This is a genomic window from Microvirga vignae (genome assembly GCF_001017175.1).
In the GTDB taxonomy this organism is placed as follows: Bacteria; Pseudomonadota; Alphaproteobacteria; order Rhizobiales; family Beijerinckiaceae; genus Microvirga; species Microvirga vignae.
This window is the reverse complement of sequence record NZ_LCYG01000117.1, coordinates 1-23,365: the sequence shown is the minus strand read 5'-3', so window position 1 is coordinate 23,365 and position 23,365 is coordinate 1. Positions and strand designations below refer to the sequence as shown.

The following is a 23,365-nucleotide window of genomic DNA, read 5'->3' as shown; positions in this document are numbered from 1 at the left end:
GCGGCCAGAGCGCCGGTCATTGAATTCCAACTGATGTTCAACCCCGGTCGTGAAGATCCACGGCCTTTAGAACCCCCAGCAACAGGAGATATACATGAACACACGGACATCCCAGGGCACCGCCCTGATCACCGGCGCCTCGTCAGGCATCGGCGCCATCTATGCCGATCGTCTGGCCCAGCGCGGCTACGATCTGATCCTTGTGGCGCGAAACCAGAGCCGCCTCGAGGCGCTTGCGGCCCGGCTGCGGGACGAGACGGGCCGCTCGATCGAGATCCTGCCCGCCGACCTGAACGACGACGTGGATCTTCTTCGGGTCGAGACGGTCCTGCGGACGAACGACACGATCTCGATGCTCGTGAACAATGCCGGCATAGGCGGAGCGGCTCCGCTCCTTGCCTCCGATGTCGACGCAATGGACCGGATGATCCGGCTGAACGTCCTGGCCCTGACCCGCCTGACCTACGCGGCCGCACCGGCCTTCGTTGCGCGCGGCGGCGGCACGATCATCAACATCGCATCCATCGTCGCCATCTCGCCGGAAACCCTCAATGGGGTCTACGGCGGATCCAAGGCCTTCGTCCTGGCCTTCAGCCAGTCCCTCCAGCATGAACTGGCTGAGAAGGGCGTGCGGATCCAGGCGGTCCTGCCTGGCGCCACGGCGACGGAGTTCTGGGACATCGCTGGGCTGCCGGTGAGCAATCTCCCTGCGGAAATCGTCATGTCGGCGCAGGACCTGGTCGACGCCGCGCTCGCCGGTCTGGACCAAGGCGAGACGGTCACCATCCCCGCACTTGAGGACAAATCCGAGTGGGACGCCTACGACGCGGCCCGCCAGACGATGGCCGGCAAGCTCTCGAGGACGAAGCCGGCCAACCGTTACAATGTGGGGAGTGAAACGGGCAGCCGCACCTCCTGGGAGCCTGCCCACTACTAGCACCCGATCAACTGCTTCGGACCGGGAGTGTGCAAGGACGCGCGACTGAGTTGAATGGGCGGGAGGCGCTGAGGCGCCCCTGCCTTGCGTGAGGGTCAGATCAGAACCTGCATCGCTATTCAACCAGAACGAGACTGACGTGGCCTGAATGGGAAAGACGTCTCTCATCACGGGCGGCAGCGCATTGGCCCGGCAACCGCGCGGCTGTTCAGGCTCGAACAGGTTTCCGCTGAGCCCCACTCTCGGATGCGTCAGGCGAAGCCGCAGTCTGGAGATCCCTCGTTCTGTCCTCCATGCGCTTGGCGGACGCAATCAGCTGATCCAGAAGGCCTGGGAATTGCCGCTCAATATCATTACGGCGCAGTGCCAGGAAGCGTGACGTCCCCTCACTTCGCAGGCTCACCAGTCCGGCCTCGCGCATCTTCGCGAAGTGATAGCTGAGATTGGATTTTGCGGCCAAGTCCGTGAAGTCCCCGCACCGGACGTCTGAGTGCGCTCCTGCGAGGCGAAGCAGGATTGTCAGGCGGGTCGGGTCGCTCAGGGCAGCAAAGATAGCCGCAAGGTCGAGCGAGTCGGCAGACGGGTGGAAAGGATCGCGCATGAGCCTGATCTAGGCTCAATGATCCAAAATTTCAACGTTCAACGATCATTGAACAAGGCCTTGTCAAACCTGCAGCGTCTGTTCATATGTTCGATAACCTTTGAACAATGGAGAGTTCAGATGATCTCACCTCTGATTTGGCTGGCGCTCGGCACCTTTGTTGTCGGAACGGAAGGCTTCGTGATCGCAGGCATCCTACCCGCCATTGCCGCGGACGCAGGGATTTCTGTCGCTCAGGGCGGAACCCTCGTCACCGCATTTTCCCTTTCCTATGCTTTCGGCGCACCTGTCCTTGCGACACTGCTCGGCGAGGTGGATCGGCGCCGCATTCTGGCCGGCACGATGATTCTTTTCGCGGCCAGCAATCTGGCTGCTGCCCTGACCTCCTCGTTCCTGGCTCTACTCCTGGCTCGTGTGGTCATGGCGCTCTCCGCAGGCCTTTATGCTGCGACCGCACAGGCCACTGCCATTGCGCTCGCTCCACCTGAACGGCGTGCACGCGCCATTTCCGTGGTGGTGGGCGGTACCACGGTGGCGGTGGCACTCGGTGCTCCAATCGGTGCGCTGCTGGCGACCCTGACGGGCTGGCGGGGCACGTTCGCAGCCATCGCAGCCCTGAGTGCCGTTGCTGCAGTGGCTATTCTTCTCAAGATTCCCGCTCATCTGCGGGGGACACGCATCCCTTTGCGTGAGCGTGCAATGACGATCGTGAAACCCGGACTACTGCCGATCCTGGCCACGACTCTCTTGGCCATGACCGGGGGCTTCAGCGTCTTCACGTATCTCGCGCCGCTTGCCGTTGAGGGAACGGGACTGCCGGCAGTGGTCATTCCGGGCCTGCTGCTTGCCTGGGGCGTAGGCGCCGCTCTCGGCAATTTCATCGGCGGCCAAGCCGCAGACCGGTATGGTGCACGGACCACCGCGACCTTCTCTGTTCTCGGCCTCAGCATAATCCTGGCGATCATATCGCTGGCCGCCAAGCTCCTCAGCCCCGCGCTTGCTGGGCCAGCCCTCATTGTGCTGACCGTTCTGTGGGGGATCGTGGGCTGGATGCTGCTGCCGGCACAGGCGAGCCGCCTTGTTGCGCTCCAACCAGCGAGCGCCCCTGTTTCGCTGTCGCTCAACGCCTCGGCTCTTTATCTGGGCGTGGCGCTCGGGTCCGTTGTCGGCGGCGCGGTGATCAATGTTGGAACTCCGGCTGACTTGGGTTGGACGGGTGCGGTCGCGACCCTCCTTGCCCTTGTGATCGTGCTTGCCACAGAGCGGCTCCCCGCTCTCCGGCGGTTGCAGGATCTCCCGGAGGGATCGGTGCCTTAACCCGGGCGGTGAAACCAACGGCAAAACGCTCGGCAGCTCCCCGGGTGTCTCTGTTGTCGGAAACCTTTAAAAGCACCGCCGCCGAGTCGAACGTCATACCGGCCTTACTTGAGGAATTCTGCTGTAGGGCGAGTATTGAGGCGGCCGCCGTTCAGGAATAGGCACGTGCACATCCTGGCTGATGCAGCGATCTCCACCGCATCGGGCGCACTGCGTTGCAACCTTCAACTTCGTCAGGCGCAGTCAGCCTTTGTGGCGTCGCTTCGGGGCTGCCATAGACGAACCGAAAACTTTGTACATTCATGTATCGAGCGCGCTGAAGCTGACTTTGTCTTACGTTTCTGGCTGATCCGGAAACAAGCGGCATACTTGGACCGGTCAATCTCATCTCTCCGCTGAAGGTTTCACTCCGACGGCCAGGTTCGACTGGGCCGCCAAGGCTCACCTTCGATTTTTTGGAGAACGAACATGCCAGCAAAAGCACTGCCGTCTACACGGCGCAGCTTCCTAGCCAGATCGGCCGCCGTAATTCTCGCCACCTCGGCGGCAGGAGGTGCCGTCAACCTGCTGCCCACGCCACTGGCCGCAGCGCCAGCAAAGATGAGCGCGTCGGCCGAGGACACCGCGATCCGCCCCTTCACCTTCCACGCACCTCAAGCTGCGCTCGACGAACTTCGCCAGCGCATCGCCGCCACGCGCTGGCCCGGGAAGGAGACCGTATCCGATTCATCGCAGGGCGTGCCGCTCGCAACGATGGAGAAGCTCGCACGCTATTGGGCAACGGATTACGATTGGCGCAAGGCGGAGGCGAAACTCGACGCCTTCCCGCAGTTCGTGACAACCATCGACGGGCTGGACATTCACTTCATCCACGTCCGTTCGAGGCATCCGAGCGCCCTTCCGTTGGTCATCACGCATGGCTGGCCGGGCTCGGTGCTCGAGCAGATCAAACTCATCGGGCCGCTGACCGATCCAACCGCGCACGGCGGGAAGGCCGAGGACGCGTTCGACGTCGTCATCCCGTCGATGCCCGGCTACGGGTTCTCCGGCAAGCCGACGAGCACCGGCTGGGGTCCGGAGCGCATGGCTCGCGCCTGGGCGGAGCTGATGAAGCGGCTCGGCTACACCCGCTACGTCGCTCAGGGCGGCGACTGGGGTGCTTTTGTCGTCGACCAGATGGGCTTGCAGGCACCAGAGGGATTACTCGCCATCCACACCAACATGCCGGCCACCGTTCCAGCCGATGTCGACAAGGCTCTCCTGGCCGGCGGCCCAGCACCATCGGGTCTCTCCGCTGACGAACAGCGCGCCTATGAGCAGCTGGTGAGAACCTTCAAGCAGGTCGACTACGCCAGATTGATGGGGTCGCGCCCGCAAACCTTGTACGGCATCGCGGATTCACCCGTCGGCCTCGCCGCCTGGCTTCTCGACCACAACGACGCCGATGACCAGCCGGCGGCGGCGGTCGCCACGGCTCTGAACCGAACCACGAGCGCGACGGGCGAACTGACGCGGGATGAGATCCTCGACAACATCACGCTTTATTGGCTGACCAATACGGGTGTCTCTGCGTCGCGTCTGTATTGGGAATACAAGGGTGGATTCTTCAACGCCAAGGGTGTCTCCATTCCGGTGGCGGTGACCGTCTTCCCCGGCGAACAATATGAGGCGCCGCGAAGCTGGACCGAGCGCGCCTACCCCAACCTCATCCATTACAACCGGGTTGAAAAGGGCGGCCATTTCGCCGCCTGGGAGCAGCCCATGATTTTCGCTCAGGAACTGCGGGCGGCCTTCAGGTCGCTCCGCTGAGCGAGGGGACGCGGACGGGTTCCCTCCCTGTCCGCATCCCCACCCCTCGAATCTCACAGGTGAAAAGCATAGAAACCAACGGACGTTCGTCATGGATTTGCAGATCAAAGATCAGAAGGCGCTTGTCACAGGATCGAGTGCGGGCATTGGGCTCGAGATCGCCCGCAAACTCGCCACCGAGGGAGCCAGCATCATCATTTCCGGCCGAGATCAGGCCAAACTCGAGCAGGCGGTGGACGGTATCCGCCAGTCCGGCGCGTCGGACGTCGTCGGCATCGTGGCGAACATCACAACAGCGGAAGGCGCAGACTTCTTGTTCCGGAAGGTTCCCGAGGTCGACATCCTCGTGAACAATCTCGGCATCTATGAGAGCAAGCCCTTTGCCGACATCACGGACGCCGACTGGCAGCGTTACTTCGACGTGAACGTGATGAGCGGTGTTCGTCTGACCCGTCGCTATTTCCCGCGCATGCTGGAGAAGAAGACGGGCCGCGTCATCTTCGTCTCCAGCGAAACCGGCCTCGCGGTTGATCCTGGCATGATCCACTATGCCATGACCAAGACCGCACAGCTTTCGATCGCGCGGGGCCTTGCAGGCCTTACGAAAGGCACGGCCGTCACGGTCAATTCGGTGATGCCGGGGCCAACACGCTCGGAGGGCATCGCCGATTTCCTGCGAAGCATCGCCAGCGATCCGAATGCAACCGTCGAGGAGGCCGAGGCGGAGTTTTTTGCGACCGCCCGCTCCGGATCGCTGCTTCAGCGGCTGATCGAACCGGAGGAGATCGCGAACATGGTCGCTTTCCTGGCCAGTCCACTTTCGGCGGCAACCAACGGCGCAGCGATCCGTGTCGAAGGTGGCCTCGTCCACTCGCTCGCATAACGTCAATATGGGGGAGTTCGCGATGGACGATTTGCTTGCAGGTGTGATTGAGGCTCACGGCGGCCTCGACCGCTGGCGATCCGTCACTCTTGGGGAAGCGACGATCGTCACGGGCGGAAGCCTCTGGGGCCTCAAGGGCCTGATCCAGGATCCGAACCCGCGCCGCATGACCGTGTCTCCTCATCAAGAACGCGCCTCGCTCAAGCCGTTCGGCGACCCTGACTGGCATACGGAATTCACACCCGAGCGGATCGCCATCGTCCGGGACGACGGCTCGATCGTGAGCGAACGCATTCACCCGAGAGCGGCTTTTGCCGGCCATGGCCTCGACACGCCCTGGGACCCGCTGCACCGGGCCTACTTCAACGGGTACGCCCTGTGGACCTACCTCACGACCCCGTTCCTGTTCGCGATGGAAGGGGTCCGGGTCCAGGAGGTCGAACCTTGGGCCGAAGGGAGCAGCATCTGGCGCGTACTGCGTGTGGAGTTTCCGGACTCTATCGCCACGCACAGCCGCGTTCAGGACTTCTATTTCGGAGATGACCTGTCCCTGCGCAGGCATGACTACACCGTCGACGTCGCCGGCGGGTTTGCCGCGGCGCAGATTGTCCACGACTACATTGAAGCCGACGGGATTCGCCTTCCCAGCAAGCGGCGCGCCTATCTGCGCGGGCCCGACCACAGACCGGATCTGGATGTCCTGCTGGTCTCGATCGATATCAGCGACGTGCGGTTCACCTAGGTTCTCTCGTACGAGGCCGCCTGTCGCATGTAGTGACGGGCGCTCCGGCGCTTCGAGTCTGATCCGTCATAATCACTTCCTGCGGATGGAGCATAGTATGCTTGGAGAACTGGGATTGGTCAGTCTTCCAGTCTGGCTGCCCCATTCGACCGGGCTCATTGTGCGCTTCTCTGGTTACTGTTGCGAAGCCGAAGAAAGGGCACCAAGAATGGCTTTGAACGCCGTGGGGGTATCGGCTGCTTCAGGACGATGTCGCCTTGTGATGAGATTCGGGCTTCCGAGCCGGATATGATGACCGCTCTGTTCTGGTGCGTCTCGTGATACTCGTCGACAAGGATCCAGCCGTCGATCAGGCCGGGCGGAGCGGCCCGGGTGTAAAGCCAGTCAATGGGGCGACTCCAGTCGTGCAGGGCCACGAAGGCTCGCTCTCCCGCTTCTGCCGTGATGACGTCATGGCCGCGGGTCCGCAGGCAATGCGCGAGCCTTCCCCGGAAGTCCGGGTTATTGTCCGCGATGAGAATCCGTTGTGGGTTGGTGGCGCTCATAGTGTTTCTCCGCGATGAGCCAACGATGCCTTGGTCGGCTCAAATTTGCTTCCTTGGCCCGTCATCAACCCGGGTCTTCATCGTCAGAGGTGACCAGTCTGCAGCTTGGTGCTCGTATGTCAGTGCATCAGCAGGCTGACGATCAGCCAAGCCACGTAGATCGCCACCACAATCAACGCCTCAAGGATGCTTACTGGGAGCGGATGCGTTTCAGGGGCCTTCGTGATCGTCCGAACATTGCGTGTCATGACAACCTCCTGTTCCGACCGACTAGCGATGTGAACAACTTAATGGCGTTTGTCGCGTCATGAAATTCCCGACGCTGGCACGAGACCCTTACGCAAGGAGGAACAATCACGGAGGACGCTGTCGTCAAGGACCCGTGCCCCCCATAACGGATCTGTCAGGAGCGATTATGAGCCTGCGCCGGCACTGAAAGCTGCGATCGTGGGCGGCTTAGACAAGGATCTCGTTTCTATCGATTGGATCGTTCCATTCTTCCGCTGAGGGGAACGATGAATGCTGATCCTTAGACCTTCAGGAGAGCGGCGGCACGGTTTAGGATTGTTCGTGTTACAATGACTTTTCGCGCTTGGCCAGAGACCTCCAAGCGGACCACTGAGGAACCGTGCGATGGCTTTGAGAGGTTACTCGACTGATCAGGACCATTGAAGCACAGCCTTGTCAGTCAGTTAGGTGCATTCCAACCAAGGAGTACGCGCATGAAAGTCCTGATGGTGCTGACCTCGCATGGTCAGCTTGGCAATACTGGCAAGCCGACCGGCTTCTGGCTCGAGGAATTCGCCGCGCCCTACTATGTCTTCAAGGACGCCGGCACCGAGATCACCGTCGCCTCGCCCAAGGGCGGCCAGCCACCGATCGATCCCAAAAGCGACGAGCCCGGCAACCAGACCGAGGCAATGGCGCGGTTCAAGAACGATCCAGAGGCGCAGGAGGTCCTGGCGAACACTGTCAAGCTCAGTGACGTCAGGGCGGATGACTACGACACCGTCTTCTATCCGGGCGGACATGGCCCGATGTGGGATCTCGCCGACGATCCGACTTCCATTGCCCTGATCGAGGCGATCTACGATGCCGGCAAGCCCGTCGCCGCCGTGTGCCATGGGCCAGCCGTACTACACCGCGCGACCTACCAGGGCGAGCCGATCGTCAAGGGCAAGCGCGTCACGGGCTTCACCAACTCCGAGGAGGAAGCCGTCCAGCTCACCAATGTCGTGCCTTTCCTTGTCGAGGACGAGCTGAAGCGGCTCGGGGGACGCTATGAGAAGGGCGGCGACTGGGAAAGCTTCGTCACTGTCGACGGCCGCCTGATTACCGGCCAGAACCCCGCCTCGTCGACCGCGGCCGCTCAGGAGCTCCTCAAGGTCCTCCGCTGATGCCGAACTCTCCCGGTGGCCCGCGATCGCGAGCCGCCGGTGCCGCTCATCGGTTCCGACGTGAGCCGGCGGAGGCAGCGGAGTGACGGGAAGTTTGTCAGCCTCTGTAACGCTCAAGTGAGCAGATACAGACCGATACAAATCTCTTAAGCAGGTGGATTTATATCATTGACCGACCTGTTAAAGCGAAGTGGGCCCAATTTGAGGGTGATGGGTATGGAGCATACAGACCACATCCTGATCGTTGATGACGACCGAGAGATCCGGGAACTTGTTTCCGGCTACCTGAGGAAAAATGGCCTGCGTGTGACTGTCGCTGCGGATGGGCGGCAAATGCGGTCATTTCTCGAAGCCGACAGGGTGGATCTTATCGTCCTCGATGTGATGATGCCAGGCGATGATGGGCTCGTGCTCTGCCGTGAGCTCCGGGCGGGCAAGCACAAATCCACGCCGATCCTGATGCTAACCGCGCGGAGCGATGAGACGGACAGAATCGTCGGCCTCGAGATGGGAGCGGATGACTATCTGATCAAACCCTTCGCTGCACGCGAACTACTCGCCAGAATCAAGGCGATCCTCCGCCGCACCCGCATGCTGCCGCCGAACCTTCAGGTGACGGAAGTCGGGCAATTGCTGACTTTCGGCGCATGGCAGCTCGATACCACTATGAGGCACCTCCTTGACGAGGACGGAACCGCTGTTGCGCTGAGCGGCGCTGAATACCGCCTGCTTCGCGTCTTCCTCGACCATCCGCAACGGGTCCTCTCCCGCGATCAGTTGCTCAATCTGACCCAGGGACGCGAAGCCGAACTGTTCGACCGCTCGATCGACCTGCTCGTCAGCCGGTTGCGACAGCGCCTTCGCGATGACGCACGCGAGCCAGCTTACATCAAGACTGTCCGCAGCGAAGGCTATGTCTTGGCGATGCCGGTTGAGATCACCACGGCACGGCCATGAATGCAATCGGCTGGCTTCGCAGGTTTTTTCATCTTCCGCGAACCCTGCGGTGGCGGCTTTTTCTCATCCTCTTTGCCGGACTGGCAGCCGCGCACGCCCTTTCCTTCGGCGTCTTGTTCCTCGAGCGCTACATGACCGCCAAGACGATGATGCTTGGCAATCTGGAAAAAGACGTCGGCACCTCGATTGCCCTGCTCGATCGCCTCCCCGCGAACGAACGCCAGCAATGGATCGCTATGCTGGAGCGGCGGAACTACCGGTATGAACTCGGTCCAGGTCTTCCCGGCGTTCCCGAACTCAGTGGTCTGGGCACCGAGATTGCAGAAACCATCAATGAGGCGGCGGGACGGCGCTTTCCGGTCACAGTTGAAACCGTTCCCGGCCGCCCGCAACGTTTACAGGCCCATGTGACGCTCAGCGACCAGACGCAAGTGACGATCGATCTAAGGCCAAAGGTCATGCCTCTTGCGAACTGGCTCCCCTATGTTCTGATCGCACAGCTCCTGCTTCTCATACTTTGCACCTGGTTTGCGGTGCGTTTGGCGATCAGACCCCTTCTTCGGCTCGCCAATGCAGCCGAGGCACTGGATCCCAGCAAGAAGGCGGCTCGGTTGGAGGAGACCGGGCCGAAGGAAGTAGCTTATGCTGCGACGGCATTCAACGCCATGCGGGATCGGATCGCCCACTACCTGGAGGAACGCGTGCAGATCCTCGCCGCCATTTCCCACGATCTTCAGACGCCTATCACGCGCATGAAACTTCGTGCCGAGATGGCGGAGGAAAGTCCGGAGAAGGAAAAGCTAATCAGTGATCTTTCGGAAATCGAGAGGCTCGTGCGCGAGGGTGTGACCTATGCCAGAACAGCCCATGGCACCGGCGAGAAGCCGGCCCGTATCGATATCGGTTCTTTCGTCGAAAGCATCGTCTTTGATTATCAGGACACTGGAAAGGCCGTGACGTCTCCGGAGACGATCGACGCCGTGGTGGTGACACGGCCACATGCACTCCGGCGCATCATCACGAACCTCATCGATAACGCGCTCAAGTTCGCCGGGGAAGCAGAAGTCAACGTCGGAAAAACCCCAGAGGGACGAACCTGCATCACCGTGCTCGATAACGGGCCGGGCATCCCGGAAGGCCAGCTCGAGGCTGTCCTGCAGCCATTCTATCGTCTCGAACAGTCCCGCAACCGCAATACCGGTGGAACCGGCCTCGGCCTGGCTATAGCTCACCAGCTAGCATTAGCGATCGGCGGCTCGCTCAATCTCAGAAACAGGCCTGAAGGGGGACTCGCCGCCGAGATAATCTTCGGGTGATCCCACCGCTGTGCACCACCGGAACGACAACGGCACTCATGAATGCGCTGACGTGGCGTTGTCGAGGGTTGATGCCTAGTCGTCCATCCGGCCACCAAATTCAAAACTGTCGTCATTGTGCACGGTGTGTTCGCCGGTACCGCGGGCCAGCGCAGAGTCCCGGGTGTTTTTGCTGTTGATCGATACATCGCGCAGACAGGCCGGGAACCATTAACCTCCGATAGGCGGATGGGTTGCCTCCCGTACACTTGGTTACAATTCTGCCCCGCCAAAAAACATCCTGGATACCTTGTGCTGATCACATGCGCATGAAGCTCAAATGCCGGCCAAATCATTGCTCTGCATTGGTTGCGCCTAGGAGGATCAGCCATGACACTGTTTGCAATATCCTATTTGGCGGGAGTGCTGACAATCGTCAGCCCCTGTATTCTTCCAATCCTACCGTTCGTCTTTTCGCGGGCAGGCCAGCCCTTCGTCCGCAGCATTCTGCCAATGCTGGTCGGCATGGCGGCCACCTTCGCCGCGGTCGCGACGCTCGCTGCCGTAGGCGGAAGCTGGGCGGTGCACGCGAACGAGATCGGACGCTCTGCCGCCATTGCGCTGCTGGCCGTATTCGGCGTGACCCTCATCTCATCACGCGCTGCCACTGTCCTGACCCGCCCGATCGTCGCCCTCGGCGGTCGGCTGTCTGGTACAGCCGCTACAGACAAGCCGAGTGTCGGCGGATCGCTTCTGCTCGGTGCTGCGACTGGCCTGCTTTGGGCGCCCTGCGCTGGTCCGGTCCTGGGATTGGTCCTGACAGGAGCCGCTCTCCAGGGAGCCAATCCGCAGACGTCCTTCCTGTTGGTGGCCTACGCCGCTGGCGCAGCGACATCTTTGGCGCTGGCAGTCTTGGCAGGGGGACGGGTATTCGCGGCCATGAAACGCTCTCTTGGTCTCGGCCACCGCATTCGGCAGGGCGTGGGCGCCGCCGTTCTCGCGGGCGTTGCGACCATCACCCTCGGCCTCGACACCGGACTTCTGACGCGCCTGTCCTATGCGAGCACAGCCGGGATAGAACAATCGCTGCTGGACAGGGTCCATGATAACTCCGATGCAGCCCAAACGAATTCCGCAGGCCCCAGCATGAGGCTGGCCGCAAACGACGTTCGCCAGGGCTACCGCAGCAGTCTGCCGATCGAGGGCACGTTTCCATCCCTTGATGGTGCCGTGAAGTGGCTGAATTCCGAGCCGCTGACCGCTGAACAACTGCGCGGCAAGGTCGTCCTCGTCGACTTCTGGACATACTCCTGCATCAACTGCATTCGGACAGTGCCCTACGTGCGGGCCTGGGCTGAGAAGTACAAGGATCAGGGTCTCGTTGTGATCGGCGTTCACACACCTGAGTTTGCTTTCGAGAAGAAGATCGACAATGTGAAGCGCGCGATCCAGAACTTTGGGATCACCTATCCTGTAGCGGTCGACAACGACTTCAAGATCTGGCGCGCCTTCCGGAACAACTACTGGCCCGCTCACTACTTCGTCGATGCGGAGGGGCGGATCAGGCATCACCACTTCGGTGAGGGTGATTACGAGGGGTCGGAGCGGGTCATCCAAGAGCTGTTGGCCGAAGCGGCAGGTGGCCGGAGAGCCGACGGCGGCTTCGTGACGCCGGACGTGCAGGGCGCGGAAGCCGCGCCTGATTTCGCCCGCGTCCGGTCCGACGAGACGTATATCGGCTACATGCGAGCGTCGAATTTCAATTCGCCCGAACAGGTTGGCGTCGACCGGGCGCAGGACTATACCGCTGGGCAGTTGCGGCTCAATGAGTGGAGCCTGACCGGGAACTGGACGGTGGGGGCCGAGCAGGCTGCGCTGAATCAGTCCGGAGGGGCAATCGCCTACAAGTTCCGCGCGAGGGACTTGCATCTCGTTCTAGGCCCCGGCCGGGACGGCAAACCGGTACGGTTTCAGGTCACCATCGACGGCAAAGCCCCGGGGGTAAACCGCGGGACGGACATCGACGCTGCCGGGAATGGCACAGTTTCAGAAACCCGGCTCTACCAGCTGGTTCGTCAAGAAGGTGACGTGCGCGAGCGTACCTTCGAAATTCGTTTTCTCGATGCCGGCGTCGAGGCCTACGTGTTCACTTTCGGCTAAGGAGGAAGCGCAATGCTCATTGACGATCATCATCTTCCCAAACCTCGCCGGAGCTCTGGCAAAGTGGTTGTAACTGTCGCAATGCTTGGACTTATCGGCTTTGCAATTGTCAGTCGGGTACCGTCTGCTGCGGAGGCTCCTCGACTGGTGCCAGCTGCCCTATTCGACGAATCCACGGAGGGCGGCTTGCAGACGGCCGTTCTTGCCGGAGGCTGCTTCTGGGGTATCCAGGCTGTTTTTCAGCATGTCGAGGGCGTGGTCAGCGCGACGTCCGGATATGCTGGAGGAAGTGCAGAGACTGCGAGCTACGAGCAGACAGAAACCGGACTGACTCGCCACGCTGAAGCGGTTCGTGTCGTGTTCGATCCTCAGAAGATCAGCTACGGGACGCTGCTCCGAGTGTTCTTCTCGGCGGCCCACGATCCCACGCAGCTCGATCGTCAGGGACCAGACGTTGGTCCGCAGTATCGCTCCGCGATCTTTCCTTCGGACGAACAGCAGGCGAAAATCGCGGAAAATTACATCAAACAGCTGGATGAGGCCAAATTGTTCAACTCAGAGATTGCGACGACCATTGAGCCCGGACAATCCTTCTATGAGGCAGAGCACTACCACCAGGACTACATGTACAACAATCCCGGCCAGCCTTATGTCGTTGTCCATGAGCGGCCAAAAATCGAAGCGCTGAGGCGTCTCATCCCTGCCCTCTACCGGGCGCAGCCCGTGCTGGTTGCGGGACACACGGACTGATCTTCCTGGCGGTTGAGAGGGCGCGGTCGCCGGGACCCTCGCCGACACAAGCGTGGGCTGTGGATGTAATTCGCGAGAGCGGCGCGGCATCTCGGTGCAGCGCCGTTTGCCACGTGAAGCCGATCGGCTTTCCTTCTACATGGCGATACAGTTTCTGGGATATCTGAACACACTCGAGATACGAGCGCGCGTCAGGCTCACCGTAGGGTTCGAGGCAACGGCGAGCCGCGATTCGGGTCACCACGCGAGAGGCATTCGTTCACAAGGTGAATATCTGCCTTCCGAGACGCGGTTATTCGGCCCGCCTCCGACCCCGTCCATGGTCATGTCCGTCACGGGCTGGTCCATGAGGCATAAGGATTTTTCTATCTAATCCAAAGGAGAGACTGCATGACCATGCTCATCAGGACGCTTGCCACAGCCGCGGCCGCCGCTGTGCTCGCCACGGGCGCCTTCGCCCAGAGCGCTGGGGAAGTCCGCAATCCCCCGCCGTTCTTCCCCATCAAGAACGAGCCCGCACCCAAGCTGATCGTGGATCCGCCGCTCCCTGAACCGCTGGCCCGGGGCGCCGTCCTCATCCCATACCGGACGGAGAACTTCCGCATCTTGCCGGTGTTCGGGGCTGCTGCCAGCAACGTCTCTCCACGGGTCGGGCATCTGCACGTCACCGTTGACGATTCGCCTTGGCGCTGGGCGGATACGGGGAATGATACCAATACCATCATCGTGGTTGGGCTGCCGCCTGGCCAGCACAAGGTGAAGCTCGAGTTGGCCAGCCCTGAGCACCACGTCTTCACCGGACAGACGGTGACGTTCACCGTACCCGAGACTGGATCTCACCCGCACTGAGGATTGCGAAGGCTCTGCACGAGGACCAAGGCGAGGTCCGGTTTCTGCCTGTCCCGAGACAATTCAGGCCAACACCTTGGCGTGACGGCTTCCGACGAGGCCGTTACGCCAAGGAACACCCCAGTTTCCCTAGGCAGCTTCGCCTCTTGGCCTATCGACAAGGATGGGTTCCGATGCAGTGCCTTACTGCCGTGGTAGCGGGGGAACGCCGTTCTTCCACTCGGACCAGTGGGACACAATGTGATCCACCATCCGGCCGCCCACTGCGGCGATATTGTCGACCGTCTCGGCAAACCCACCCGCCGTCTGACCCGGGGCCGGATCGAGATGCTGGAGCGTGGTCTCGTTCGGATTGCCTTGGTCGAAGTTCACCGCTCCACGCAAGCTCAAGAACCGGCGGTCTCCCAATGTCCGCTGGACCACCTGAGCGATGCCGGCGGCCTCCATCTCGGTGATGAGGTAGTCATCCGCGCCATAGAGCTTGGCGATGTATTGCGCCTGGGCGGACATGCCGGGACCATGGAAGAAGGTGTCGCCGGTGATGTGGGTGCCGGTCTTCACCGCCGGGGTCCGCTGCGCTGCCTCCTGCGGGTAGCGCATGCGATAGGATCGCGCGGAATCCGAGTCCTTCAGGTTCGTCTTTCCCGTGAGGTGCATCGCCCAGCCAACGAGATCGGGATTGAGCTGGAACAGGCGAACCTTCTCATAGCCCTTACGCGGCATGAAGGTCGGAGCGCCCGGCTCCCCCTCCTCCGGAGCCCAGCGGTGGCCGAGGTCGTAGTCGACCAGCCAGGTCGCCCAGCTGACGTCTGCGATGGTCCCGCGCTCGGGCGGGGTGCCGGCGACCCCGCTGACGATGAAGTAGGCTTCGGACATGTCGAACTGCGGGTTCAGGATGATCGCCTGAACCGATGAGGACGATGCGACCTTGCCCATCCCCAGCACGGATCCGCAAACGCCGTCATCGTTGCAATATACCGGGTTCAGGGCCCCTTTGACGCTGATCGGTTTGCTCTGGCTGAAGTAGCGCTCGTACCAGTGCTGGAACTCGCCGGCCCGGTCGCCGGTGTTCTGACCGATCTCGAACATCGCGCCGACGAACACTTTCACCTTCACGGGCTCATCGGCCAAGGCCGGCGGGATAAGAGTGGACGCGGTGAGTGCCACGGCGGTGGCGACAACTCGGGTGAACGTTCGACACGACATCAGGAAACCCTCCTTGCACGGTGAGACACACGGATAAGCACTTCCCCAGCCCGAGATTAAGGCTGAAGAATGCGCATCTCACCAATCTTTGAACTGGCGATGGCAGCGATTCTTCAAGCGATCGTCTCCAGGCTTGGTGTCCAAATGACCAATCATGCTTCCTCCTCTGCCGCTGGCAATCCCCTACCCTCCCCCAAGGCGAGTGCCGTCCGAGCCTACCGGTCCCTCCGTCGAGAGTGCACTAAGTCGCGGACTGGCCAAACGCCCGTCGAGGATCAGCGCGGGCACCGCCTCGGTCAGGTCGTGACAAGGCCGACGAAGTTGATATCGATCCGCCGACCGAGGTTTTCCCGGTCACCCTCCTCCACCGCTGGGATATCTCCAACGCCTTCGGTGTTCACGAGGACCTTGATGGAACCGAACCGGTCCTTGGCCTCCTCGGGCCGGACGAGGACGGTATTGCTCACTTGACCGCCACGAGCGGCTTCCCTTTCTCGACTAAGTACGTGGCGAGCTCCGCGGCCTTGTCGCTGCCGACGTTCCTTGCCGCGTGCGGCGTTCCGGCCGGGATGAACAAGGAGTCGCCGGTCTTGAGCGTGATCGGCGGCTTGCCCTCGAACTGATATTCCAGCGAGCCTTCGAGGACATAGGCGACCTCTTCGCCTGGATGCGTGTGCATGCCGAATGCCGCTCCGGGAGCGAAGTCGACACGGACTTGGATGACCTCGCGTCCGGGCGCACCAAGATCGTGCCGCAGGACCTCGGTGCGCCCGATGCCTGAAGGCTGTGCCATCTGATTTTCTGGCTGCTGCGCCTGCGCCAATCCGCTGCCGACGAACAGCACCGCTGTCGCAATAACTCGAGTCGCTTTCATGTGGATCTCCTTTCGTCCTTCAAGCATGTGTAGTCAAAGCCCTGGATAATCCTGCAATCACCGATCAGGGCTTAGAAGTGTCGTCATCGCAGGCGATCCCGACTTAGACCAGCTAGCCACGACTAGCGGAGCGGTCGGAACGCGGCTCGGAGCTCAGCGCTGAAGAGTTCCGGCTGTTCCCAAGCCGCGAAATGACCGCCCTTGTCGACCTCGTGGAAGTAGGTGAGATTGCGATAGGCGCGCCGGGCCCATGTCTCCGGGGCGCGATAGACCTCCCCCGGAAAGACCGTGATCGCCACCGGAAGCGAGATCTCGGCGGTCTTCTCCGAGGTCGCGGACAAGATGTTGGATTTGTTCTCCCAGTACAGCCGTGCGGCCGAGGTCGCAGTGTTCGTCAGCCAGTACAGCGAAATGTCGTCGAGGACCTCGTCCGGCAACTTTTCGGGATCGCTGCTGTTATAGGTCCACTTCGCGAAGCCCGGATGCCCGAGCATCCACGCTGCGAGGCCTGCCGGGGTGTCCGTGATGGCCAAACCGATCGTCTGCGGCCGCGTGCCCATCATCACGGCATACGACCGGTGTCCCATCTTCGCAAAGGCGCTGAGCTCCTCGAAGGTCGCGCGCTCCTTATCGGAGAGTCCCGCCGGCGCGGGCCCACCGCCTGCCAGTGCCTGGTCCACCTCAGGAGGGATCGTCGCCGGCAGGTTAATATGGATGCCCAGCAGGCCAGTCGGTGCTTGGCGTGCCATCGCGCTGGAGACCGGGGAGCCCCAGTCGCCGCCCTGGGCGACATAGCGGGCGTACCCCAGTCGCTTCATCAGCTCCGCCCAGGCGCGCGCGATGCGGTCGGGGCCCCAGCCAGTGTCAGTTGGCTTGCCGGAGAAGCCGTATCCAGGCATCGAGGGTAGAACGAGATCGAAGGCGTCCTCCGCGCTCCCTCCATGAGCCGGGGGATCGGTCAGCGGGCCAACGGTCTTGAGCAGCTCGAACACCGATCCCGGCCAGCCATGGGTCATGATCAGCGGCAGCGCGTTGGGATGCTTCGAGCGAACGTGAACGAAGTGGATGTCGACGCCATCGATCTTGGTCATGAACTGCGGCAAGGCATTCAGCTTCGCTTCCGCCTTCCGCCAGTCGTAGCCGGTGCCCCAATATTCGACGAGCGGCTTGATTTTCGCGAGTTGGATGCCCTGTGACTGATCATTGACTATCTCCCGGTCGGGCCACCGTGTCGCCGCGATGCGGCGGCGAAGGTCAACGAGTTGCTCTTCCGGAATGTCGACGCGGAATGGACGTATGACGTTGTCTTCGGCTGCTTTAGCCAAGCCCGCGGGAAGCAGGCTCAACGCAGCTGCGGCAGCCGAGACAGCCATGAGGTCGCGCCGGCTTGGGTGCGATGATGGTTCTACCATTGATCTTCTCCATAGCGGCGAAGTGGACTTGATGGCCCTTCACCAAGCACGCTGAGATAAAACGTAAGGGGGCGGGATCGGTGCGAACACGTGCTGTCCGACGGACACTCTTTCGGGTTACGCAAGACTAGGAAACTTGATTGCTTCTTGGGTTTTCGGCGATGGAATCCACACCCACGAAGTTGGCAGGGAGGCCTCATTCAGGGATAGCGCTGCTTCCATCAAGCTGGCGTTGGTCACAGGCAGTTACCTAGCGAAAAGTGCTACGATCGCGGGCAGTTCCCCCGGGTCGCTATCCCAGGCACATGGCGCTGCGGCAAGCGCTAGCACAGCAATGGTCACTACGAGAATGCGCATTGAGCTTCCCTTCTTCTGTTGGCGTAATTCTCAGCGGTGATGGATTGCTTGATGGATTCACGCTCGAAACCTCAGTCGAATCCGCAGGTCGCCATCCCTCAGTTTGATCCATTTAAGGCGAGTGGCGCCTGCTCGGCGACTGGGTGCTGCCTCCGGGTTCGGCTCTTGACTGATCCCGGAGGCCGCGTCACTTAGACGAGTGCGATCGCAACGTCGATGTTTCCGCGCGTGGCCTTGGAATAAGGGCACGTCTGGTGTGCTTCGTCGACAAGGGCCTGCGCCGTTGCGGCATCGATGCCCGGCAGACTCACGTTGAGACGGGCCTGGAGGAAATAGGCGTCGCCAGTGTGGCCAACGTCGACCTCCGCATAGACTTCGTGGTCCTCGGGAAGAGCGATCTTCCTCTTGCCAGCCGCGATGCCTATCGCACTGAGAAAGCAGGCCGACCACCCGGCTGCAAAGAGCTGCTCCGGATTGGTGCCGCTCCCCGCACCCACGAAATGGGACAGCTTGATATCAAGACGGCCGTCATCGCTCCGAGACGCACCGTCGCGGCCTCCGGACGTGCGGGTCTTTCCCGTATACAGGACCTTTTCGATCTTCGTCATGGTGTAAGCTCCGTTGCTGTAACGCTGAGGGTCGTAACGTCAGCGAAGCCGACAGATGGGCGAACTGAGTGTCCGGTATATTTTCAGATTGGCCGGAAATGTAAGCCAGAGTCGTTTTCAGCGCGCGTGATACATGGCGCTACAAAACTTCCAGCTCGCGATGCCAACGTCGAAGCTTGCCCGTCCCTGGCTATGCTCGGGCAAGCTGGTCCGGCAGGATTACATCTGTATCTCAGTGTATCTAACCCGCTCGTAAGTACACATTCGTTCAAAATCCCCCTGCCGGAACACAGTGGAGACACATTAACATCGGTTCCTGTGGCTCCGGTTCATCCAACAGGAAAGATCTCGATGGCAGAGGACATAAACCATTTGCGGCGACGCTTTGTTGGCGCGGCAGCATTGACCGTGGCGGCTGCTCAGCTCGGGGGCATGGGTGCCGCGCGAGCCCAATCGGGCAATCAGGCGCCGTCCCGCCTTCCGGCGGTCACGCCGGGCGCGAACACGTCATTCGCCTCGCTCAAGCAGGTCGAAGCAGGCGTCCTAAATGTCGGCTACGCAGAAGCCGGCCCCACCGACGGCGCCCCGGTGATCCTCCTGCACGGCTGGCCTTACGACATCCATACTTATGTGGATGTGGCACCGCTGCTCGCCGAGGCGGGCTATCGGGTGATCGTTCCCTATTTGCGCGGGTACGGCACGACCGACTTTCTGTCGGTCGACACGCCCCGGAACGGCCAGCAGTCGGCGGTCGCCGTAGACATCATCGCCCTGATGGATGCCCTCAGGATCGATAAGGCCATCATCGCGGGTTGCGACTGGGGCGCACGAACCGCCAACATCCTCGCGGCGCTCTGGCCCGAACGGTGCAAGGCGATGGTCTCGGTGAGCGGCTATCTGATCGGCAGCCCCGAGGCAAACAAGATGCCTTTGCCACCCAAGGCCGAGCTGCAATGGTGGTATCAGTACTATTTCGCGACGGAACGCGGCCACGCCGGCTACGAAAAATACCGGCGCGACTTCGCCAGGCTGATTTGGGAGCTCGCTTCGCCGAAGTGGAACTTCGACGACGCCACATTCAACCGCAGCGCGGTGGCATTCGACAACGTGGACCACGTCGCTATCGTGATCCACAATTATCGCTGGCGGCTCGGACTGGCTGAAGGCGAGGTCAAATACGATGCATTGGAGAAGCGGCTTGCCGATTTCCCGGTGATCAGCGTCCCGACGATCACTCTGGAAGGCGATGCCAATGGCGCACCCCATCCTGACCCGGCGGCCTATGCCAAAAAGTTCTCGGGCAAGTATGAACATCGGCTGATCACCGGCGGTATCGGCCACAACCTGCCTCAAGAAGCGCCGCAGGCCTTCGCTCAGGCCGTGGTGGATGTTGATCGCACCTGACACGCGGATGGCGGACCCATGGTTGAACTCGCCGGTGCCTAGGTGATCTTGATCGCCTACTCCCTACGGAGGGGCACCGGCACACGACCAAAAACAATGACGCAGGGGTCAAATGAATCCCTGATGCATGAACTTGGCAAGCCAGGGGATGTTGTGTCTGTTGAGCCAAGCGAGCACGCTCCACATACCGTTTCCCGGAGTGAGGGCAACGGAGTTTCGACTGGCTCAAGGACTAACAGACCCTGAGGAGCCTCTGAGCTCAATTTCGTTCTTTGGTTGATGGGTCTACAAGGAGAGTTTCAGTCGAATCGCTGCCCAGAAGTCGACTATCGGCCCAACTTCTCAGCATCAGCGCCGTCGATGTCACGTTCACAAATGCCAAGACGACAATGAGCAATAAGACAATTCGGTAGGCTGAAGGAGTTCCCTCGTCCCTGCTCCTCAGATCGTCTCCTGAGTAGACGGTATCTCCGATCGACTCGGCCGATACCCGACTGTTATCCTTCAACAAGGCCGCGGATCCCGTTACTTCGCGCATCGGGAAGCGCCTTGTCCCAGCACGTTGTAGCCGCCACCGAGTGCGATAATTCTTTGGATCTTTGTCTCAGCGATAGTGGCAAGGGTACTATTCGGTGAAGTTGCCCGCACGCTACGCACCAGCGCGCTCAACTCCGCCAGCACGGCTGTTGGATAGAGCATACTGTCATCTTTGAGCTCGCGGTTCATAACATCACTAAATATCAAATCGATCTCGGCGGATTGAGTAGAGGATGCGTCCATGCGTGTGATCGATAGCCGATCAACGGCGGCAATTGTCATGGACGCAGCCTCCAAGAAGCGAAGGCGGCTATGCTTGATCTGGTCAGACATTTGTCTCTTCACTGGGTTGAGCTCGGCGAGAGATAAGTGCCCCGAGTATCTCCTTTGTGTCCCATGTCGCTAAAATTGCATGCAGATGTAGCTTCAAGTCCAAATGTGCGCCAAGCATGCTAGAATTCCTCGGCAGCGGCATCACGACCGGATCACAGGAGCGAACTTGCAGACTACTTTAACTCTCGAACTCGCTGGCAGTCTTCTCGTTGGGCAACAGCGCTGTTCCTGACAGGACAAAGCTGGGAGGAAGCAACTTGAATTTGGTAAACGTAAATCCTGAACGAGGCCGGCAAGGCAGAGGACAACGTCTTTCCCGCTCTGTAGTGGTCCGGTTTAGCCCGTGACATCCGGACGTGCCGCATTGTGACGACTCGTGAATCGACCTCGTCATCTCTAGCCTGAGCACGGGGGATTGTTCCCGATCCTGAAAGACTGTCTCCTCGACAGAATGGCTAATCATCCGGCCGCTTTGTCGATATTTTCCTGCACCGTGATCAGGATCTACGGGCCCGATGGCTGCGCCCTGTGCGAGACCTCCCGGCGTTGCCAAGAGTCCGTGCGTCCGACCGCGATGGAAGAGTGCTTCCGTGTAAGCAACTCCAAGCTGTCGAGGCCGCAGTCCTTGTCACGCCTCGCATGCGCGTACATCGAGTCCACATCGCGGATGGAAGATACAGCCGTAGCGGCAGAACGGGAAGTCGGCCGCTTGTGTGCTCGATAGCACGGCCCTGCACGGGTGCTCCTGCTGTGCAGGGTCGTGTTTCCTCTGTAGTAGCGAGCACGTGTTCCAAACTGTGTGACCATGATCAATGCGACAAGGCCGATACTTATGTGGAGGCGGATATGATATCCGGGCAAATGCTGGCGCAGCAGAGTGCAGATTTTTGTGGGACGTTGCCCTCGTCCGATCTCCGCGCGGAGGAGATCGAGCAGCGCATTATTCGAGCTTATATTCGGCTTGTATTCGAAGCCGAAAAGACCATTGGCTTTCGTACTGTGACAGTGACGCGCTTGGGCCCGCTTGAAGTCCGGCTTACCGAGATGCTTGAGAACAACTCGGATCCCAGCATGCCCTCGTTGTGGCTGGAGGTCTCCTCCCTGCAGCATCCATCACCCATTGACGGCTATGGGATGTCGGACTTCGACGATAGTGAGATCACAGCTGCAGCCGAATTTATTATCGAGGCTGCCCGTAGCGCCGAAAGCCAGGACTTCTCCCTACGGTTCTCTCGCAAATCTGAATAGGAGCCGGAGGATGAAGGCCAACCGCGCTCTGCTCCATGCGGCAAGCGGCTCAAAAGCGCCGAGGAGCGGCATAGAACGGTACTGCATCCGCCTCCGGGACATCAGGCGTTTCCAGTCTCCTCCTATCCACGACCAGCCCGCTTGAAGCCTGACTTTTTATCGCTGGTGTCCACCGCACGTCTGGCACTGAACTTGAGCGATCGTGAACTTTCCACTCAATCGTAACGCGGAAGAATGTCTACCGGATCGCGACTATTCGCCCCCATCTCGGTCGATCCCAGATTTCGCGATGATGACCGCACATGGCCAGTGCGCTGGTTGCACGGCGGACGGTGCTCAGAAAGGTGAACACCATGACCCAAGTCGAAAAAGTGTTGTACACAGGCAAAACCCACACCACAGGTGGTCGGGACGGCGCCTCCCGCAGCAGTGACGGCCGCCTGGACGTCAAGCTCTCATCTCCCGGTTCGCCACGCCCCGGCACTAATCCGGAGCAGTTGTTCGCCGCCGGTTGGTCCGCCTGTTTCGAAGGGGCAATCGGGATTGCGGCCCGCAAGATGAAGGTCGCTCTCCCGGATGATCTGGCGATCGACGCCGAGGTGGACCTGATCCTTGCTGACGGCGCCTACTCCCTGGGGGCTCGCCTCAACGTCAGCGTTCCGGGCGTCGACCGTGACGTCGCCCTTGCCCTGGTGAATGAGGCGCACCGGACGTGCCCCTATTCCAAGGCGACACGCGGCAACATCGATGTCGCGATTAACCTAGCCTAGCCGGAGCCATTACGGGTCCGGCCTGCCAAAGCATGCCAATACCGTCGGGGTCGGGCGGTGCCAGCAAGGATGCTGTGATCCTTGCCTGTCTAGCGGGCATGGTCATCAGCGCCACACCTTGCACCGTCTCGACCCTGATCGTCGTTCCGGTGCACACAAAGCGGATCTTCATGTGGTCTCAACAAGGCCGAAGCGGCCTTCTGCAGAAGGTCCCATGGTGGCCCGAACAGGATCGTCCAACCTACCGGGCCGCACGCTCCATCTCATGCCTCAGGTCTCTTAGGCTGGATAGGCGCCGCGCGATGCTCGCGGGCCTCGTCACCTCCTGGTTCCTCGCCCAACCGTTGGCCTACGCAGACGAGTTCGACGCACTG

At 60.9% G+C, this 23,365-nt stretch carries 24 protein-coding genes; 15 read left to right on the top strand and 9 right to left on the bottom strand.

Annotation, left to right across the window (positions count from 1 at the left end; genetic code table 11):
* Positions 1-94 precede the first annotated feature (94 nt).
* Positions 95-937 carry an SDR family NAD(P)-dependent oxidoreductase gene (locus AA309_RS29250; RefSeq protein ID WP_047192542.1) on the top strand — a complete coding sequence of 281 codons (843 nt, stop codon included), beginning with the start codon at positions 95-97 and terminating at the stop codon, positions 935-937.
* Between the two features lie 208 nt (positions 938-1,145).
* Here AA309_RS29250 and AA309_RS29245 read toward each other — a convergent pair whose 3' ends face one another.
* Entirely contained in the window at positions 1,146-1,538 is a 393-nt protein-coding gene (locus tag AA309_RS29245; RefSeq protein ID WP_047192541.1) for an ArsR/SmtB family transcription factor, read from the bottom strand.
* A 120-nt stretch (positions 1,539-1,658) separates the two neighbouring features.
* On the opposite strand from AA309_RS29245, the gene AA309_RS29240 reads away from it, so the two are divergent.
* From AA309_RS29240 to AA309_RS29225, 4 genes are all read left to right on the top strand, one after another.
* Positions 1,659-2,855, top strand: a complete 1,197-nt coding sequence (locus tag AA309_RS29240) for an MFS transporter (protein ID WP_047192540.1) — start codon at positions 1,659-1,661, stop codon at positions 2,853-2,855.
* Between the two features lie 468 nt (positions 2,856-3,323).
* Positions 3,324-4,664, top strand: coding sequence for an epoxide hydrolase family protein (locus AA309_RS29235; protein ID WP_047192539.1), 1,341 nt, complete (start codon positions 3,324-3,326; stop codon positions 4,662-4,664).
* 91 nt (positions 4,665-4,755) lie between these two features.
* Positions 4,756-5,547, top strand: a complete 792-nt coding sequence (locus AA309_RS29230) for an SDR family NAD(P)-dependent oxidoreductase (protein WP_047192538.1) — start codon at positions 4,756-4,758, stop codon at positions 5,545-5,547.
* A 22-nt stretch (positions 5,548-5,569) separates the two neighbouring features.
* A complete protein-coding gene (locus AA309_RS29225; RefSeq protein ID WP_047192546.1) occupies positions 5,570-6,289 on the top strand; it encodes a hypothetical protein in 720 nt (239 codons plus the stop codon).
* Between the two features lie 155 nt (positions 6,290-6,444).
* On the opposite strand, the gene AA309_RS32670 is transcribed toward AA309_RS29225, so the two are convergent.
* Both AA309_RS32670 and AA309_RS37350 read right to left on the bottom strand, forming a co-directional pair.
* Complete coding sequence (locus tag AA309_RS32670; protein ID WP_052955080.1) at positions 6,445-6,834, bottom strand: DNA-binding transcriptional response regulator; 390 nt, start codon at positions 6,832-6,834, stop codon at positions 6,445-6,447.
* A 119-nt stretch (positions 6,835-6,953) separates the two neighbouring features.
* Complete coding sequence (locus AA309_RS37350) at positions 6,954-7,082, bottom strand: hypothetical protein (RefSeq protein WP_280136941.1); 129 nt, start codon at positions 7,080-7,082, stop codon at positions 6,954-6,956.
* A gap of 474 nt (positions 7,083-7,556) precedes the next feature.
* Between AA309_RS37350 and AA309_RS29215 the strand changes: the two genes are divergently transcribed.
* The 6 genes from AA309_RS29215 (at position 7,557) to AA309_RS29190 (ending at position 14,242) form a co-directional block, all read left to right on the top strand.
* A complete protein-coding gene (locus tag AA309_RS29215; RefSeq protein WP_047192537.1) occupies positions 7,557-8,231 on the top strand; it encodes a type 1 glutamine amidotransferase domain-containing protein in 675 nt (224 codons plus the stop codon).
* Positions 8,232-8,447: 216 nt separating this feature from the next.
* Positions 8,448-9,188, top strand: coding sequence for a response regulator (locus AA309_RS29210; protein ID WP_047192536.1), 741 nt, complete (start codon positions 8,448-8,450; stop codon positions 9,186-9,188).
* A complete protein-coding gene (locus AA309_RS29205; RefSeq protein ID WP_047192535.1) occupies positions 9,185-10,504 on the top strand; it encodes a HAMP domain-containing sensor histidine kinase in 1,320 nt (439 codons plus the stop codon). Before AA309_RS29210 ends, AA309_RS29205 begins: the two co-directional genes overlap by 4 nt.
* Before the next feature lie 369 nt (positions 10,505-10,873).
* Positions 10,874-12,643 (top strand): cytochrome c biogenesis protein DipZ, encoded by a 1,770-nt coding sequence (locus AA309_RS29200; RefSeq protein WP_047192534.1) that lies wholly within the window; start codon positions 10,874-10,876, stop codon positions 12,641-12,643.
* 147 nt (positions 12,644-12,790) lie between these two features.
* Positions 12,791-13,393 (top strand): peptide-methionine (S)-S-oxide reductase MsrA, encoded by a 603-nt coding sequence (gene msrA, locus AA309_RS29195; protein ID WP_342027993.1) that lies wholly within the window; start codon positions 12,791-12,793, stop codon positions 13,391-13,393.
* 390 nt (positions 13,394-13,783) lie between these two features.
* Positions 13,784-14,242: a DUF6130 family protein gene (locus AA309_RS29190; RefSeq protein ID WP_047192533.1), complete on the top strand. Its 459-nt coding sequence runs from the start codon at positions 13,784-13,786 to the stop codon at positions 14,240-14,242.
* 183 nt (positions 14,243-14,425) lie between these two features.
* Here AA309_RS29190 and AA309_RS29185 read toward each other — a convergent pair whose 3' ends face one another.
* The 5 genes from AA309_RS29185 to AA309_RS29170 form a co-directional block, all read right to left on the bottom strand.
* On the bottom strand, positions 14,426-15,448 hold the full coding sequence (locus AA309_RS29185; protein WP_047192532.1) for a purine-nucleoside phosphorylase: 1,023 nt from the start codon (positions 15,446-15,448) through the stop codon (positions 14,426-14,428).
* Positions 15,449-15,744: 296 nt separating this feature from the next.
* Positions 15,745-15,915, bottom strand: a complete 171-nt coding sequence (locus AA309_RS35540; protein WP_160310572.1) for a hypothetical protein — start codon at positions 15,913-15,915, stop codon at positions 15,745-15,747.
* Complete coding sequence (locus AA309_RS29180; RefSeq protein WP_047192531.1) at positions 15,912-16,322, bottom strand: cupin domain-containing protein; 411 nt, start codon at positions 16,320-16,322, stop codon at positions 15,912-15,914. The genes AA309_RS35540 and AA309_RS29180 overlap by 4 nt, the downstream gene beginning before the upstream one ends.
* A gap of 122 nt (positions 16,323-16,444) precedes the next feature.
* Entirely contained in the window at positions 16,445-17,734 is a 1,290-nt protein-coding gene (locus tag AA309_RS29175) for an epoxide hydrolase family protein (RefSeq protein WP_047192530.1), read from the bottom strand.
* A gap of 548 nt (positions 17,735-18,282) precedes the next feature.
* Entirely contained in the window at positions 18,283-18,699 is a 417-nt protein-coding gene (locus tag AA309_RS29170) for an organic hydroperoxide resistance protein (protein WP_047192529.1), read from the bottom strand.
* A 351-nt stretch (positions 18,700-19,050) separates the two neighbouring features.
* Between AA309_RS29170 and AA309_RS29165 the strand changes: the two genes are divergently transcribed.
* Positions 19,051-20,103, top strand: a complete 1,053-nt coding sequence (locus AA309_RS29165) for an alpha/beta fold hydrolase (RefSeq protein WP_047192528.1) — start codon at positions 19,051-19,053, stop codon at positions 20,101-20,103.
* Positions 20,104-20,628: 525 nt separating this feature from the next.
* Here the strand turns inward: AA309_RS29165 and AA309_RS29160 are convergent.
* Complete coding sequence (locus AA309_RS29160) at positions 20,629-20,973, bottom strand: hypothetical protein (RefSeq protein ID WP_047192527.1); 345 nt, start codon at positions 20,971-20,973, stop codon at positions 20,629-20,631.
* A gap of 846 nt (positions 20,974-21,819) precedes the next feature.
* On the opposite strand from AA309_RS29160, the gene AA309_RS29155 reads away from it, so the two are divergent.
* The 3 genes from AA309_RS29155 to AA309_RS36155 form a co-directional block, all read left to right on the top strand.
* Positions 21,820-22,221 carry a hypothetical protein gene (locus tag AA309_RS29155; RefSeq protein ID WP_047192526.1) on the top strand — a complete coding sequence of 134 codons (402 nt, stop codon included), beginning with the start codon at positions 21,820-21,822 and terminating at the stop codon, positions 22,219-22,221.
* A gap of 353 nt (positions 22,222-22,574) precedes the next feature.
* Positions 22,575-22,991, top strand: a complete 417-nt coding sequence (locus tag AA309_RS29150) for an organic hydroperoxide resistance protein (protein WP_047192543.1) — start codon at positions 22,575-22,577, stop codon at positions 22,989-22,991.
* A gap of 170 nt (positions 22,992-23,161) precedes the next feature.
* Positions 23,162-23,365 (top strand): hypothetical protein (locus AA309_RS36155; RefSeq protein ID WP_210166525.1); only part of this gene is annotated, 204 nt, incomplete at its 3' end.